Source organism: Eggerthella timonensis, from assembly GCF_900184265.1.
In the GTDB taxonomy this organism is placed as follows: domain Bacteria; phylum Actinomycetota; class Coriobacteriia; order Coriobacteriales; family Eggerthellaceae; genus Eggerthella; species Eggerthella timonensis.
The window spans coordinates 2,831,190-2,846,427 of sequence record NZ_FXXA01000002.1; the positions used below are offsets into that span (position 1 = coordinate 2,831,190).

A 15,238-nucleotide genomic window follows, 5' to 3' on the forward strand; every position below is an offset into this window, starting at 1 on the left:
GCCCCCTAAGCGTTGTAGTAGCGGAGCTGCGGGCGGGTACCGAACTCCTCGAGAAGCTGATAGGCCTTGTTCTCGCGCACGACCTTCGAGATCTCGGACTCGGGATCGTCCAGGTCGCCGTAGACGCGGGCGCGGCCCGGGCACACGCGCACGCACATCGGGATGTCGCCGCGATCGGTGCGCTCCTTGCACAGCGTGCACTTCTCGGCCACGCCCTTCGGGCGCACCGGCACGTCCTTGTCGCCGTAGTTCCAGTTGGGGTCGCGCTCGGGCTCGTTCCAGTTGAACACGCGGGCGTTGTACGGGCAGGCGGCCATGCAGATGCGGCAGCCGATGCACTTGTCGTAATGGATCTCCACGCGGCCCAAGTCATCCTTGTACGTGGCGCCCACGGGGCACACCTTCAGACACGCGGGGTTCTCGCAGTGCTGGCACGCCACGGGGATGTAGGTGCGGCTGAGGTTGGGATAGGTCCCCTGCGCGCCATCGGCGGTGTCCACACCGTCGGTCTCCACGCGGATGTACAGCATGTTCATGGGAACGTTGTTCTGCATCTTGCAGGCGTTTGCGCAGGTGTTGCACCCGACGCAGCGCTCAAGGTTGATAGCGATGCCAAGCTTGGTCATGATCTCTCACCTACGCTTTCTTGATCTCGACGAGGGTATCGGAGAACGGGATGACCGGGCCGCACATGAGCTCGGCGCCTCGCTCGACGTAGCCGTCGTTCGTGACGTTCTGAACGTTGCCCTCGATGAGGAAGTCGGCCGTCTGCCCCTCGAACATGCGGGCGCTGCCGGGGCGGATGGACTCGTTCGCCTTCACGCGGCACGTGAAGGAGCCGCGGTCGTTGAACACCTCGACCGCGTCGCCCGTCGCCAGCCCGCGCGACTCCATCTCGGAGGGGTTGAGCTCGATGCGCGGCTCGGCGAACTGCTGGATCCACTTGGCGTCGTTGAACTGGTTGTGGATGCGGTAGCGCGTGCGCACGTTCGCCAGCTGCAGCGGGTAGGTGGAGGCCAGATCGCTCGCGGCATGCGCCTCAAGGGGCGGCTCCCAGGTGGGCAGCGCCTGGTCGTAGGCGGTCAGCGCGTCGTAGTACACGTCCATGCGGGTGGAGGTGGTGGCGAACACGCGGTCCATGAACTCGCGGCGCGGCTCCTCGATGCCCTCGAGCGGGTAGACGCCCTGCTTATCGTTGATCTTGTCGATGGTGAGCGCCGAGACGTAGGGGTCCTCGGAGGAGGACAGCACCTTCTCCACCCACTCCTCGGACGTGGCGGGCAGGTACTGGTCTTTGCCGAAGCGCTTGGCGATCTCCTTGCCGATCCAGAAGTCGGTGCGGGCCTCGAACAAAGGCTCGATGACCTTGTTCTGCAGCACGATGTTGCTGTAGCCCACCTTCACGTTGCCCACCTCCGCGTCGTTCTCGAAGCGCGTCGTGGCGGGCAGGATGATGTCGGCCCACTTGGCGCCCTCGGTGAAGTACGGGTCGATGGTGACGATGAAATCGAGGCCGCGGGCGAACTCGGCCGTCTTGTTCATGTTGCCGATGTGCTGCTGCAGCACGTCGCCGCAGAAGATGCAGGCGCGCACCTTGGCCTGGCCGTCGCGCGCGTCGTACAGCGGCATCTCGAGCGTGCCGGCCGCGAGGTCCTCGGGCAGCTCCCACGCGCCGAGCGTGCCCGCATGGCCGTTGTAGCTGCCGCCCACGAACACGCCCACGCCGGCGCCCACCTTGCCCACATTGCCCGTGAGGGCCACGAGCGTGGCGGCGGCGTGGCCCGCGATGTCGGCGTTGCCCATCTTGTCGTTGCCGCCCCAGCCGAGCGCGAGGCAAGCGGGGCCCTCGGCGTACTCGCGAGCGAGGCTGCGGATGGTGTCGGCGGGAACGCCGCTCACGCCTTCGGCCCACTCGGGGGTGTACTCGGCCTGCTTCTTCTTGAGCAGCGAGAACACGGTGGTGCACGACGCGCCGTCGACGGTGAAGGTGCCTTCGAGCGCCGGCTTCGCGGCCGCGTCGGTGTAGGCGGCCTTCGCGCTCGACGCCGTGTCCCACACGAAGAAGGGGTTCTGCTCGCCCGTCTCGGGCTCTTCGGCATCCATGTCCTCCGCATGGTCGCGCAAAAGCTTGCCGGTGGAGGCGTCCACGAGGAACGGCAGCGAGGTGCAGTTCAGCACGAAGTCCTCGTCGTAGAGCTTCTCGTCCAGGATGACGCTGGCCATGCCCAGGAACAACGCCGCGTCGGTGCCCGGCGTGATGGGCACCCACTGGTCGGACTTGCCGGCCGTAGTGGAGAAGTGCGGGTCCACCGTCACCATGCGGGTGCCGGCTTCCTTCGCCTCGAAGAACAGGCGCGCGTTGGGCAGGCTGGACTCGAGGAAGTTGCTGCCCACGTTGAGCACGAGCTTAGAGTTCACCCAGTCGCGCGCCTCGCAGGTGGCCATCGCGTAGCCGCCGCCGAAGCCGATGGCCGGGTCGAGGCCGTTGCCGATGCCCACGTCGATGCCCGAGCTGGCGTCAACCTGCGCGCCCAGCACGGCCGCGAGCCACGGGAAGTTCGCCTCGGCGCCCGTGGAGATGACCACGCAGTCGTTGCCGTGCTTGCTCTGGAGGTCCTTCAAGGTGTCGCACACCTCGTCGAGCGCCTCGTCCCACGAGATGGGCTCGAACTCGCCCGCGCCGCGCTCGCCCGTGCGGCGCAGCGGGGTCTGCACGCGATGGTCGCCGTAGATGTGCTGGACCTCGGAAATGCCCTTCACGCAGATCGTCTCGTACCTATCGTCGCAGCAGTGGTTCGGCTGCACCGATACCATGCGGCCGTCGCGCACCGTGCACGCGAGCGGGCACATGCCGCCGCAATGCGACTGGTGGTACGTGTACGCCGTGTACTCCTCGCCCGAATCCGCGTGGGCCGGCGACAACCATCCGTCGGCGGTGGTCATCGCGCCCGCCGCGCCCAGCATCGCCAGGCCGGCGCCTGCGGCGGCGGTTCCCTTGATGAAACCCCGGCGCGTTACGTTCGTCTCGTCTGTGGCCATTGCATCCCCTTTCTCAGTGACTCATGACCGTTTCCTCTAAGACTGCTAGTTAACTGTTTTCATAGTAATATAGTTAAATAGGAAATTGAATATGTACATTTCAAGAATAATTTGCCCGTCCGCGAACGGCGCGGAAAACGCGGCGAAAGCCGCAGGAGCGATTGGCCCCTGCGGCTTCCGCAGCTGCGGGACGACGCTTCGCCCGCATCATATACCCACGTCAACCATTATATATAACCTGTTGACATATGTTTTACTTCGCCACCCTCCCCCGATGGGCGCCGCGCGTTCGCAAGCCGATTCGTGCTCGCAGGCGCACGTCCAGAGCGTACAAATGTTTCACGTGAAACATCCGCATGCATCGACGGACCTGCGCCGCAAAACCGCGTAAACGAAGGCGCGCCGCTGCCCGGGAAACGCCCGCCGCCCAGGGCCCGTTACCGTGAAAAAGCCGCCGACGCGAGGCGATTTCGGGGGTTCCGACCGGTTTCGGGCATCGGAGGCGAGCGCCCGGCGCGCCCTTCACGAAACGAAGCGCGCTGCCGGCTCGACGAGTTTCGCGGCGGCGGATTCGTGCGCAACAGCTGCCCTCCCCGACGGCGGGCCATCGCCGGAATGTTTCACGTGAAACATTTGTACGGGTTTTGCGTACGCGCGCTTCGCGACGCGGCGGGGGCTCGCAAGAGGCACCCTACTTCTTGCCCTTCAGCGCGCTCGCGATGTCGCCGGTGAAGCCCTGGGCGTAGGGGCTCGGCACCACCACCATGTTGCCGCCCTCCTTCACGCTCTCGTTCACGAGGCTCATCATGCGCAGCTGGAGGGCCAGGTCGTCCTCGCGGTAGGCGTGCGCGGCCTCGATGAACATGTCGGAGATGTCCTTCTCCACCTCGGCCAGCACGACGCGGGCGTTGCGCTCCTGCTGCGCCTGGGCCTCGGCGCTCATGGCGTTCTGCAGCTCCTGGGGCATGCGGATGTCGCGGATCTCCACGTCGATGATCGTGACGCCCCACTGCTCGGTCTTCTCCTCGATGTTCTTCTTCAGCTGATGGTCGATGTGCGAGCGCTGCATGGACAGCTCGGCGATCTCCACCTGGCCGATGGCATCGCGCAGCGCGGTCTGGGCCACGAGCGACGCTGAGTGCTCGTAGTCCTCGACGGCGAGGCACGCCTTCTTCGGGTCCCACACCATCCAGAACACGACGGCGTCGAGGTCGACCGGCACGAGGTCGGCCGTCAGAACCTGCTCGGCCGAGCACGAGATGGACGAGATGCGCTGGTCGATGACGATGGTCACCGAGTCCACCACGGGGATGGTGACGTACAGCCCCGGGCCCGCGAGGCGATGGAACCGCCCGAAGCGCAGCACCACGGCGCGTTCCCATTCGTAGGCGATGTGCACGCTGCCGGCCAGCCCCAAGCCCACGAGCACGCCCAGACCCACGGTGAACGCCGAGCGGAAGGGGTACGTCGCGCCCACCACCACGGCGAACGCCGCGAGAAACAGCGCCACGGCCAGCACGACCGCGCCGCGGCGCGACGCCTTCCGCCTGCCGGAGACGGGCTCTTCCCCGCCCGACAGCACGTCGCTCGGACGATCGTTGCCGCGTTTGCCGAACTTGACCATAGCTCGCTCCTATCCCATCCGGGAGATCTTGTCCTGAAGGCGCCCCGCGATCTCGCTGCGCGTCATGCCCAGCTCCTCGCATTGGCGGATGAAATCGCCCATCATGGCGTCGATCGTCGATTCGACGGAATCCTCGTCGGCGGATGCGGGGTTCTCGGCGACGAAGGTGCCGCGGCCCCGCTTCGACATGATGAGGCCCGACGTCTCCATGCTGCGGTACACCTTGTTCACGGTGTTGTAGTTGATGTTGAGGTTGACGGCCATCTCGTGCACGGTGGGCAGCTGGTCGCCCGGCTGGTACTGCCCCGTCTGGATGAGGTAGACGAGCCTGTTGCGCAGCTGCACCCAGATGGGCACGCCGCTTCGTTCGTCTATGCTGAAATCGTCCATGCGCCGAGCTTCCTTCGCACCGCCGGGGCGGGTGCCGGTTTTCCTACATCCCTAGCTAAATACTACCGTATACATTCTAACGCGCTTCGCCCCCGATGCCGACGAGAATGAGACAGAGGGACGGGGTAATCGTCTCATTTTGCGGGCAAAATGAGACGATTACCCCGTCCCTCTGTCTCCTCTGTCGCACACCTTCGTCTCACAAGTACGACGCGATGCCCGCGAACGGCGCCATGCAGAGGCAGTACCGCAGGAAGAAGCCGCCTACGAGCAGCAGAACGCCGATGCAGGCGCAGGCGCGCGCATCGGGCGCGCGCAGCGCGACCTCGAGCGCGAACGGCGCCGCGATGCCCGCCGCCGCGAGCCCGCCCCAGAACGCGAGCGCCATGTCGCCGGTCAGCAGGCGCGCGGCGGCCGCGCTCGACAGCGGGTCGTTCGCCGCGAGGCCCACGAGGGCGGCGAGCGCGAGGGCCTCGAGCACCAGCAGCGCCCCGTCGATGCGGGCGATCTCCCGGAACAGCGGGCGCGCATCGGCATCGCACAAAAGCGGCAGCACGAGCAGCACGCCTCCCCCGCACGACAGCGACGAGCACACGAACAGCGCCGGCACGAGCGGCGAGGCCAAGAACGGCAGCGTCCAGATAGTGGACAGGAACAACCCCGAGTACACCATCACCACGACGGCGCACGCGCACCCGAACGCCTTCGCCGCCGCAGCGCCGACGCGGCCGAGCCTGAGCACCCCCAGGTTGCACGCGGCGAGCACCGCGGCGGCGGCCACGAACGCCACGAGCGCCCACGCGCCCGCCGACAGCACGCTGCCCAGCGGGTTCGCCAGCACGTCGAGCGCGAGCTCGGGCCGTCCCAGGTCGAGCATGAGGCACGTCGCCCCCACCGCCACCATGCCGCACGAGGCGACGAGCGCCGGCAGCGCGACGCGCCCGAAGGAGCGCTTCAGCGCCGCGGACGAGCGCGCCCGCCACGACAGGAACACGGCCGCGACGAACGTGCCGCAGCCCGCACCCGCCAAGAACAGGTAGATGACGATGAGCGGGCTGAACATCGCGCGTCCGCTACAGCTTCACGTACCAGAGGTTTTTGAGGTCGCCCAGCCCGGCGCGCAGCGAGGCCAGCACGTCGTCGTCGACGTCGCCCTCCACGTTCATGTACACGAGCGCGCACTGCTCGGCCGGCTTAGTGCCGATCTGCATCGTGGTGATGTTGATGCCCGCCTCGCCCAGGATGGTTCCGATGGTGCCCACGCGGCCCGGCGCGTCAACGTACTCGAACACGAGCGACTGGCCCGCCGGCGCGATGTCCAGCTTGTAGCCCAAAAGCGACACGAGGCGCGCGGCCTGAGCCTCGCCTGCCAGCGTGCAGGCCACCTCGGTGCCGTCGGCCACCACCGACACGGTGGATGCGTAGCCGTCGGCATCGGCCACCGACAGGGTGTCCACCTTGATGCCGTGGCGCTTCGCGACCGCGTCGGCGTTCACCGGCGTCACCGTGGTCGAGCTTTGGTAGGACAGGATGCCCTTGAGCGTGCCCGCCACGAGGATGGACACGTCGGCGTTCGCCAGCGTCCCGGCGGTCGTCAGCTTGAGGAACTGCGGGATCTCGCCGTCGATCTGCGCGAGCATGCTGCCCATCATCTGGCACGCGGGCACGTACGGCCCCACCGCGTCCATCACCTCGGGCGGCACGGGCGCCATGTTGAGCGCCGTCGGCACGATGGAGCCCTCGAGGCCCGCGGCCACGTACTCGGCGGTCTGCACGCCGGCGCGCAGCTGCGCCTCCCGCGTCGACGCGCCCAGGTGCGGCGTGAGCACGGCGTTGTCGAACTCGTGCAGGGGGCTCGCCAGGCAGGGCTCGCTCTCGTACACGTCCAGCCCGACGGCGCCGATCTTGCCGGCGGCCAGGAAGTCGGCGAGCGAGTCCACGTCGTAGATGCCTCCGCGCGCCGCGTTCACCAGCACCACGCCGTCCTTCATGCGCGCGTACTGGTCGGGGCCGAACATGCGAAGAGTCTCCTTCGTCTTGGGAAGGTGCACGGTGATGAAGTCGGCCAGCGGCACGAGCGCGTCCACGTCGTCGTACAGGGTGACGCCCAGCTGCTCGGCGCGCTCGGGGCTGCAATAGGGGTCGTAGCCGATGAGCTTCATGCCGAAGGCGCGGGCGCGCTCGGCAACGAGGCCGCCGATGCGGCCGAGGCCGAAGATGGCGAGCGTCTTCTCGTACAGCTCCACGCCGGTGAAGCGGCTGCGCTCCCACTTGCCCTCGTGCATGGACGCGTTCGCCTGGGGCACCTTGCGGGCGCAGGCCAGCATGAGGCCCATCGTGTGCTCGGCGGCCGAGACGATGTTCGACGTGGGGGCGTTGCACACGATGATGCCGCGCTCGGTGGCCGCCTCGACGTCCACGTTGTCGACGCCCACGCCGGCGCGCCCGATGATGCGCAGGTTCTCGGCCGCCTCGATGGCCGCGCGGTCCACCTTCGTCGCCGAGCGCACGATGAGCGCGTCGTAGGCGGGGATCGCAGCGACCAGATCCTCGGGCGCGAGCTCCAGCCTCACGTCCACCTCGTAGCCCTTGTCGCGAAGCACCGCGAGGCCGGCGTCGGCCAGCTTCTCGGTAACCAGCACCTTCTTCGTCATAATGGTAACCACCTTGCGTCCTATGCGTTTCATTGATTCGAATCGTTGCCGCGCCCGAGAGGGGCGGCGCGCCGCGCTTGAAGAGCGCAACGAGTCCATGATAGTGCGAAACCGCCCGAACCAAGGGCTCAACCTGCGAAATCCCGAGAAACCCACCTTTGGGGTGTACGCGGCGCACGCTGCCGCGGGTATGGTCGGAACCGTCAAACGCCGGGGGCGGGACGCCTCCTGCCCGAGGGAAACGGACGAGGAGATCATGGACAGCATGCAGAAGCATCGAGGCATCAGCAGACGAACGTTTTTGGGCGCGACGGCGCTCGCCGGGGTGCAGGTGGCCGTGTTCGGGTTGGCCGGCTGCGCGCCGAAGGCGCCGGGCGCGGAGGGGTCGTTCCGAGCGGGCACGTACACGGGCGAGGCCGAGGGCAAGTTCGACAAGATCGTCGTGGAAGCCGACTTCTCCGCCACGGCGATCGAGGCGGTGCGCGTCGTGCAGAGCGCCGACACCGAGCGCATCGCGGCGCCCGCCATCGAGCGAATCCCCGAGCGCATCGTGGCCGCGCAGGGCCTCGGCGTCGACGCGGTCACGGGCGCGACCCTCACGAGCATGGGCATCGTGCAAGCGGCCGCCGCGTGCGTGGAGCAGGCGGGCGGCAACGCGAGCGCCCTCAAGCGCGTCGGAGCCTCGGAACCCTCAGGCGAGCGCGTCGACCTCGAAGCCGACGTCGTGGTCATCGGCGCCGGAGCCGCGGGCATGGGCGGGGCCATCGCGGCGGCGCAGGGCGGCAAGCGGGTCGTCGTGTTGGAGAAGAACTCGAACATCGGCGGCAACTGCCTCGTGTCGGGCGGCTACCTGGAGTACCTCACCGCGCCGGACGCCGACCGGCCCGAGATGACGGCCGAGTTCCATCGCTACGTCGAAGACGTGCTGGCAAGCGACGCGGCGGCCGAGACCGACCCTGCGTTCGTCGCCCAGGTGCAGGCCGAATACGACGCCTACCGCGCCTCGGGCGGCACGAAGCTGTTCGACTCCCCGAACTTCTACGCGCTCGATTTCGCCGCCACCACGGGCGAGGGCATGCCCGTCGACGCCTACCTGCCCGTGGCCCGCAACATCTCGGTGCTCAACGATTGGATGACCGAGCTGGGCTTCGAGTGGGCCACGCCCCTGCACGCCATCACCGGCTACACCTACCCCCGCTGGTCGAACCCCACGACGGGCGTGGGCGGCGAAGGCTACTTCGACTTCTTCGACGAGGTGCTGGCCACCCAGGACCTCGGGGTGCAGGTGCTGCTGGCCACCGCCGCCGACGACATCCTCGCGGAGGGAGGCGCGGTATCCGGCGTGACCGCCACGGCCGAGGACGGCACGACGTACGCCATCGCGGCGCCGCGCGTGCTGATCGCCACCGGCGGGTTCTCCGGCAACTCGGACTTGCTCAAGAAGTACAACACCACGTGGAACTTCCCCGACGCGGCCATCGCCACGACGAACGTGAACGGCCACACGGGCGACGGCGTGCGCATGGCGACGGCGCTGGGCGCGGGGGTGGCCGACATGGGCAACCAGATGCTGTTCCCCTTCAACAGCCCCATCACGCTGTCGGCCGAGGACATCATGGGCGCGTTCGGCGACAGCCCCGTGGTGAACAAGGAGGGCAGGCGCTTCGTCGACGAGACCACCGACCGCTTCACCATCGCCGACGCGCTCATGCGCCAGACCGACAGCTTCTGCTTCTTCGTCTGCGACAGCAAGTGCGCCGACTACCCCTCCGCCGAGCGCCAGGAGACGCTCTTGCGCACCAAGCAGCTGTTCAAAGCCGACACGATCGGGGAACTCGCCCGGCAGATGGGCTGCGACCCCGCCGTGCTCGAGGAAACGATCGGCGCGTTCAACGAGGCGGCGGCCGCCGGCGAGGACGACGAGTTCGGCCGCTACATCTACACCGAGCTGAGCTCCGTGGAGGAGCCGCCGTTCTTCGCCTCCCCCGCCACCTGGGCCGCCCATATCACGCTCGGCGGCATCACGGCCGACGACGAAACGCACGAGGCGCTCGACGAGTCGGGAGCCCCCATCCCGGGGCTGTACGTGGCCGGAGAGGCGCGCAACACCATCGCCGGCGTCGGCAGCATAGCCGACGGCGTCGCGGCCGGGAAGACGATCGCGGGCTAGCCGTCCGCCCCCCGGCGCGCATCCCGCGCGCGCCGGGGGGCGGCGAGGCGCGTTCTACCTCCGCGCGAAGCTGAACATCGAGCGGATGTTGGCGCCCACTTCCTCGATCTGGGCGTTGCCATGCTCCATGCGCTGCTCCTTGAGCCACGCCTGGCCGTTCTTGGAGTCCTCCATGAACTCGTGGGCGAAGCTGCCGTCCTGGATGCGCTCGAGAACGGTCTTCATCGCGGCCTTCGCCTCGTCGGTGATCACCTGGGGGCCGGCGTAGTAGTCGCCGTACTCGGCCGTGTTCGAGATGGAGTAGCGCATGTTCGACATGCCGCCCTCGTACATGAGATCCACGATGAGCTTCATCTCGTGGAAGCACTCGAAGTAGGCCATCTCGGGCGGGTAGCCCGCCTCGACGAGCGTCTCGAAACCAGCGTTGATGAGGGCCGTCACGCCGCCGCAGAGCACCGCCTGCTCGCCGAACAGGTCGGTTTCCGTCTCGTTCTTGAACGTGGTCTCGATGACGCCGGCGCGCGCCCCGCCGATGCCCCACGCGTAGGACAGCGCCACGTCCAAGGCCTGCCCCGACGCATCCTGCTGCACGCAGATGAGGCACGGCACGCCCGCGCCCTCGGTGAACACGCGGCGCACCATGTGGCCCGGGCCCTTCGGCGCGATCATGACGACGTCCACGTCCGCAGGCGGCTCGATGTAGCCGAAGTGGATGTTGAAGCCGTGCGCGAACGCGAGGGTGTCGCCCGGGTTCAGGTTCGGCGCGATCTCCGCCTCGTAGGTTGCGGCCTGGGTCTCGTCGGGCGTGAGGATCATGATGAAATCGGCTTCCGCGGCGGCGTCGGCGACGCTCATCACCTTGAGGCCCGCCTCCTCGGCCTTGGACCGCGAGCGCGAGTCCTCGCGCAGGCCCACGCGCACGTCGACCCCCGAGTCCTTCAGGTTGAGCGCGTGGGCGTGGCCCTGGCTTCCATACCCGATGATGGCCACCTTCTTGTCTTGGATGAGCTGGGGGTTCGCGTCGTTCTCGTGGTAGATCGTAACAGCCATGTCGGTTTTCCTTTCTGTTGGCTGAGGTTACTGGGGCATGCGCGTTCGCGCCTTACACGTCCTTGCTGTTGCGGGACATGGCGATCTTGCCGGTGCGGGTGATCTCCTTGATGCCGTAGGCGCGGAAGAGGTCCTCCATGCCCTTGAGCTTGCTCTCGTCGCCCGTGGCTTCGATGGTCAGCGAGCTTTTGCCCACGTCCACGATCTTCGCACGGAACACGTTGGCGATCTCGATGATCTCGTTGCGGCGATCGGGCTGGGCGTTCACCTTGAACAGCACGAGCTCGCGCTCGATGGCCGCGTCGTTGGTGAGGTCGGTGATCTTGTGCACGCTGATCAGCTTGTGCAGCTGCTTGGTGATCTGCTCGTAGGCCACGTCGTCGGCCTTCACGATGGCCGTGACGCGCGACATGGTGGGATCTTCGGTGGGGCCCACCGACAGCGATTCGATGTTGAAGCCGCGCCGCGAGATGAGGCCGGTCACGCGCGACAGCACGCCCGGCTTGTTCTCCACCAGGACGGACAGGATGTGCTTCATCGCGCGCCCCCCTTCTCGTCTTCTCCGTCGGGCACGTCGGTGCGCACGGCTCCCACGGCCACGTCGATGGCGCCGATCACCTCGTCGAGCGCGCGGCCCGGCGCCACCATGGGATACACGTTCTGATCGCGCGAGATGGCCACGTCCAAGAGGTACGGGCCCTCGGCCGCCAGCATGCGCTCGAGCGCCGCCTCCACGTCGGCGGGCTTCTCCACACGCTCGGCCTGCCAGCCGTACGCATCGGCCAGCTTCACGAAGTCGGGGTTCGCGTCCAGGAGCGTCGAGGAGTAGCGCTCGTCGTAGAACAGCTTCTGCCACTGGTGCACCATGCCGAGGCAGCGGTTGTCCAGGATGAGCACCTTCACCGGCACGCGATGGATGCCCGCCGTGGCCATCTCCTGGCTGTTCATCTGGAACGATCCGTCGCCCGCCACGCACACCACCTGCTTGTCCGGGCAGCCGATGGCCGAGCCGATGGCGGCCGGGAAGCCGAATCCCATCGTGCCGAGGCCGCCCGAGGAGATGAAGCTGCGCGGCGCCTCGCGGTCCACGCTCTGAGCGGCCCACATCTGGTGCTGCCCCACCTCGGTCACGACGACGCTTTTCTGCGGGTCGAGCAGCTCGGAGAGCTTCTTCAGCACCACTTCGGGGACGATCTCGTCCGGATCGTCGCCCACGCCGGGATGGTAGAACGGGTAGCGCGTGCGCCACGCGGAGATCTGCGCCACCCAGTCGCCCGTGTTCGGTTGCGCGCCCTCCTTCCGAAGGCTCGCCACGATGCCGCCGAGCACGCCCTTGAGGTCGCCGACGATGGGCACCTGCACCTCGCGCACCTTGCCGATCTCGGCCGGATCGATGTCGATGTGGATGACGTCGGCATGCGGCGCGAACTCGTCGAGCTTGCCCGTCACGCGGTCGGAGAAGCGCGCGCCCGCCGCGATGATCAGGTCGCTCTCGGTCATGGCGAGGTTCGCGTACTTCGAGCCGTGCATGCCCACGGGCCCCAGGTTCAGCTGATGCGACGCGGGGAACGCGCCCTTGCCCATGAGCGTGGTGACCACGGGGATCTGCATGAGCTCGGCGAGCTCCTTGAGCTCCTCGGACGCGCCCGACGACACGGTGCCGCCGCCCACGTACAGCACGGGGCGCTCGGCCCGGCCGATGCGCGCGACGGCCTGCTTGATCTGCTTGGCGTTGCCGCGGTAGGTGGGCTTGTACGACGGCAGGTTCACGTCGTCGGGATAGTCGAACACCATGCGTTCGCTGGCCAGGTCGGACGGGATGTCGATGAGCACGGGGCCGGGGCGCCCGGTCTTGGCGATATGGAACGCCTCGCGGAACGTCCGCGTCAGCTCCTCGGTGGATTGCAGCAGGTAGCTGTGCTTGACCACCGGCATGGTGATGCCCACGATGTCGGACTCCTGGAACGAGTCGGTGCCGATGACGCCGCGCGGCACCTGGCCCGTGATCACCACGAGCGGCACGCTGTCCATGTAGGCCGTCGCGATGCCCGTCACCGTGTTCGTGGCGCCCGGGCCGCTCGTGACGATGGCCACGCCCACGTTGCCCGTGGCGCGCGCATAGCCGTCGGCCTCGTGCACGGCGCCCTGTTCGTGGCGCGCCAGCACGTGCTTGATCTGGTCGGAGTCGTACAGCGCATCGTATATCTTGATGGCCTGGCCGCCCGGATAGCCGAACACGAGGTCGACGCCCTCGGCCTCGAGCGAGGCCACGACGGCCTCGGCGCCGATCATGGTAGCGCCTTGCTTGGGCGTCCGGCTGCCCAGGCCGCGCGACGCGCCGGCTGCGGTGGCGTTGGCCTGCGTCGGACGAGGCGCGGCGTCGTCGGTTGAGGTGCTGCGTGCGTTGGTCATGACACATACGCCCCCTTGTCTGCGGATGAGACGAGCTTCGCGTACTTCGCGAGCACGCCATAATCGTGCTTCGGCGCCGGCGGCGTCCAGGCCGCGCGGCGGCGTTCGAGCTCGGCATCGTCCACGCCCAGCGTGAGCGCGCCGCCCTCGATGTCCACCGTCACCTGGTCGCCCTCCTCGATGAGCGCGATGGGGCCGCCAGCTGCGGCCTCGGGGCTCACGTGTCCCACGGCAGGGCCCTTCGTCGCGCCCGAGAAGCGCCCGTCGGTGATGAGCGCCACGCTCGTGGACAGGCCCATCCCCACGATGGACGAGGTGGGCGTCAGCATCTCGCGCATGCCCGGGCCGCCCTTCGGCCCTTCGTAGCGGATGACCACCACGTCGCCCGCCACGATCTTCCCGGCGTTGATGGCGGCGCAGGCCTCCTCTTCGCTGTCGAAGCAGCGCGCAGGGCCGGTATGCGTCATCATCGAGGGATCGACGGCCGACTTCTTCACGATGGCGCCGTCGGGAGCGATGTTGCCGTGCAGCACCTTGAGCGCGCCCGACGGGCTGAACGGGTTGTCGTGCGTGCGGCATACCTCGCCGTCCGCGCCGGCGCAGGCCGCGTGCATGTAGTCGAGGTAGTCCCCCATCGGGCCCATGCAGGTGAGCGCGCTTCGGTCGATGAGCCCTAAGCGGTCGAGCTCCGCCACGACCACGGGCACGCCTCCCACCTCGTACAGGTCGGTGAGCGGGCGCGGGCCCGAGGGCGCGAGCTTCACGAGGTGCGGCGTGCGCGCGCTCGCCGCGTCCCAATCGTCCATCGTGATGGGATGGCCCGCCTCGCGGGCGACGGCCGTGAGGTGCAGCACCGTGTTCGTGGAGCCGCCGAAGGCCATGTCGCACTCCATGGCGTTGTGGATGGCGGCCTCGCTCACGATGTCGCGCGCGCAGACCCCCTGCTCCAAGAGCTCCATCACCTTCATGCCCGCATGCTTCGCCAAGCGGATGCGCTCGGAGTACACCGCGGGGATGGTGCCGTTGCCGGGAAGCGCGATGCCGAGGGCCTCGCACAGGCAGTTCATGGAGTTCGCCGTGAACATGCCCGAGCAGCTGCCGCAGGTGGGGCACGCCGTGTCCTCGTACGATTTGAGCTCGTCTTCGGTCATCGTGCCGTTGAGCACGCGCGCCGCGCCGTCGAACAGCGTGTTGAGGTCGGTGGAGGGGCCGCATCCGCCCGGCTGCTTTCCGGCGAGCATCGGGCCGCCCGACACGAATACCGTGGGGATGTTCACGCGCAGCGCGCCCAGCAGCATGCCCGGCACGATCTTATCGCAGTTCGGGATGCACACGAGCGCGTCGAAGGCGTGGCCCTGCACCGCGCACTCCAGCGAGTCGGCGATGGCCTCGCGCGACACGAGGGAGTAGTGCATGCCGTCGTGGTTCATGGCGATGCCGTCGCACACGCCGATGGTCGAGATCTCGAACGGCACGCCGCCGGCCATGTAGATGCCGGCCTTCACGGCCTCGGCGATCTTGTCGAGGTTGTTGTGCCCCGGGATGATGTCGTTTCGGGAGTTGAAGACGGCGACGAGCGGCCGCTCCATCTCCTCGTCGGTGATCCCGTCGGCCTTGAGCAGGCTGCGGTGAGGGGCGCGCGCCGTGCCGCATCGTACGGCATCGCTGCGTAGCTGCATGTCCGATCCCTTCTCTCTGGATGCCCGGTCGGCTGGTGCCGCCCGCCGGGTTCCGCCCATAAAAAAATCCTGCTGCAAGCAACCTGCACCAGGACCTCAGAGAGAAGCGAGCTGCCGTGGCGCCGCCTATGCGCGGCACTCGAGCGAGGCTCGTATCGGACTGATAACGGAGTCGCCGGTTCAGGTTACTTGCCGCGGCTGCACCCGGAGATCGTCCGTT

Annotated in this window: 11 protein-coding genes; 1 reads left to right on the forward strand and 10 read right to left on the reverse strand. The window is 67.8% G+C overall.

The window, feature by feature from the left end:
• Positions 1–5: 5 nt before the first annotated feature.
• The 6 genes from C1A15_RS11870 to serA form a co-directional block, all read right to left on the reverse strand.
• Positions 6–626 carry a 4Fe-4S dicluster domain-containing protein gene (locus C1A15_RS11870; protein WP_101722769.1) on the reverse strand — a complete coding sequence of 207 codons (621 nt, stop codon included), beginning with the start codon at positions 624–626 and terminating at the stop codon, positions 6–8.
• A gap of 10 nt (positions 627–636) precedes the next feature.
• On the reverse strand, positions 637–3,039 hold the full coding sequence (locus C1A15_RS11875; RefSeq protein ID WP_101722770.1) for a molybdopterin-dependent oxidoreductase: 2,403 nt from the start codon (positions 3,037–3,039) through the stop codon (positions 637–639).
• 691 nt (positions 3,040–3,730) lie between these two features.
• On the reverse strand, positions 3,731–4,663 hold the full coding sequence (locus tag C1A15_RS11880; RefSeq protein WP_101722771.1) for a slipin family protein: 933 nt from the start codon (positions 4,661–4,663) through the stop codon (positions 3,731–3,733).
• 9 nt (positions 4,664–4,672) lie between these two features.
• Positions 4,673–5,053, reverse strand: coding sequence for a GntR family transcriptional regulator (locus C1A15_RS11885; protein WP_101722772.1), 381 nt, complete (start codon positions 5,051–5,053; stop codon positions 4,673–4,675).
• A gap of 199 nt (positions 5,054–5,252) precedes the next feature.
• Entirely contained in the window at positions 5,253–6,116 is an 864-nt protein-coding gene (gene nrfD, locus C1A15_RS11890) for an NrfD/PsrC family molybdoenzyme membrane anchor subunit (RefSeq protein WP_101722773.1), read from the reverse strand.
• A gap of 10 nt (positions 6,117–6,126) precedes the next feature.
• Positions 6,127–7,740 carry a phosphoglycerate dehydrogenase gene (serA, locus tag C1A15_RS11895; RefSeq protein ID WP_245865011.1) on the reverse strand — a complete coding sequence of 538 codons (1,614 nt, stop codon included), beginning with the start codon at positions 7,738–7,740 and terminating at the stop codon, positions 6,127–6,129.
• A gap of 232 nt (positions 7,741–7,972) precedes the next feature.
• On the opposite strand from serA, the gene C1A15_RS11900 reads away from it, so the two are divergent.
• Positions 7,973–9,877 (forward strand): FAD-dependent oxidoreductase, encoded by a 1,905-nt coding sequence (locus tag C1A15_RS11900; RefSeq protein ID WP_180953086.1) that lies wholly within the window; start codon positions 7,973–7,975, stop codon positions 9,875–9,877.
• Between the two features lie 54 nt (positions 9,878–9,931).
• On the opposite strand, the gene ilvC is transcribed toward C1A15_RS11900, so the two are convergent.
• The 4 genes from ilvC to ilvD are packed head-to-tail and all read right to left on the reverse strand — an operon-like array spanning position 9,932 to position 15,018.
• Positions 9,932–10,927, reverse strand: coding sequence for a ketol-acid reductoisomerase (ilvC, locus tag C1A15_RS11905; protein WP_101722776.1), 996 nt, complete (start codon positions 10,925–10,927; stop codon positions 9,932–9,934).
• Between the two features lie 52 nt (positions 10,928–10,979).
• Entirely contained in the window at positions 10,980–11,465 is a 486-nt protein-coding gene (gene ilvN, locus C1A15_RS11910) for an acetolactate synthase small subunit (RefSeq protein ID WP_101722777.1), read from the reverse strand.
• Positions 11,462–13,339 (reverse strand): biosynthetic-type acetolactate synthase large subunit, encoded by a 1,878-nt coding sequence (ilvB, locus tag C1A15_RS11915; RefSeq protein WP_101722778.1) that lies wholly within the window; start codon positions 13,337–13,339, stop codon positions 11,462–11,464. The genes ilvN and ilvB overlap by 4 nt, the downstream gene beginning before the upstream one ends.
• Complete coding sequence (gene ilvD / locus C1A15_RS11920) at positions 13,336–15,018, reverse strand: dihydroxy-acid dehydratase (protein ID WP_101722779.1); 1,683 nt, start codon at positions 15,016–15,018, stop codon at positions 13,336–13,338. Before ilvD ends, ilvB begins: the two co-directional genes overlap by 4 nt.
• Between the last annotated feature and the right edge of the window lie 220 nt (positions 15,019–15,238).

Coding starts and splice junctions, on each gene's coding strand:
- ilvC (WP_101722776.1), bottom strand. CDS start 10,927: ATGGCTGTTACGATCTACCACGAGAACGACGCGAACCCCCAGCTCATC.
- ilvB (WP_101722778.1), bottom strand. CDS start 13,339: ATGACCAACGCACGCAGCACCTCAACCGACGACGCCGCGCCTCGTCCG.
- serA (WP_245865011.1), bottom strand. CDS start 7,740: ATGAAACGCATAGGACGCAAGGTGGTTACCATTATGACGAAGAAGGTG.
- ilvD (WP_101722779.1), bottom strand. CDS start 15,018: ATGCAGCTACGCAGCGATGCCGTACGATGCGGCACGGCGCGCGCCCCT.
- nrfD (WP_101722773.1), bottom strand. CDS start 6,116: ATGTTCAGCCCGCTCATCGTCATCTACCTGTTCTTGGCGGGTGCGGGC.
- C1A15_RS11875 (WP_101722770.1), bottom strand. CDS start 3,039: ATGGCCACAGACGAGACGAACGTAACGCGCCGGGGTTTCATCAAGGGA.
- ilvN (WP_101722777.1), bottom strand. CDS start 11,465: ATGAAGCACATCCTGTCCGTCCTGGTGGAGAACAAGCCGGGCGTGCTG.
- C1A15_RS11885 (WP_101722772.1), bottom strand. CDS start 5,053: ATGGACGATTTCAGCATAGACGAACGAAGCGGCGTGCCCATCTGGGTG.
- C1A15_RS11870 (WP_101722769.1), bottom strand. CDS start 626: ATGACCAAGCTTGGCATCGCTATCAACCTTGAGCGCTGCGTCGGGTGC.
- C1A15_RS11900 (WP_180953086.1), top strand. CDS start 7,973: ATGCAGAAGCATCGAGGCATCAGCAGACGAACGTTTTTGGGCGCGACG.
- C1A15_RS11880 (WP_101722771.1), bottom strand. CDS start 4,663: ATGGTCAAGTTCGGCAAACGCGGCAACGATCGTCCGAGCGACGTGCTG.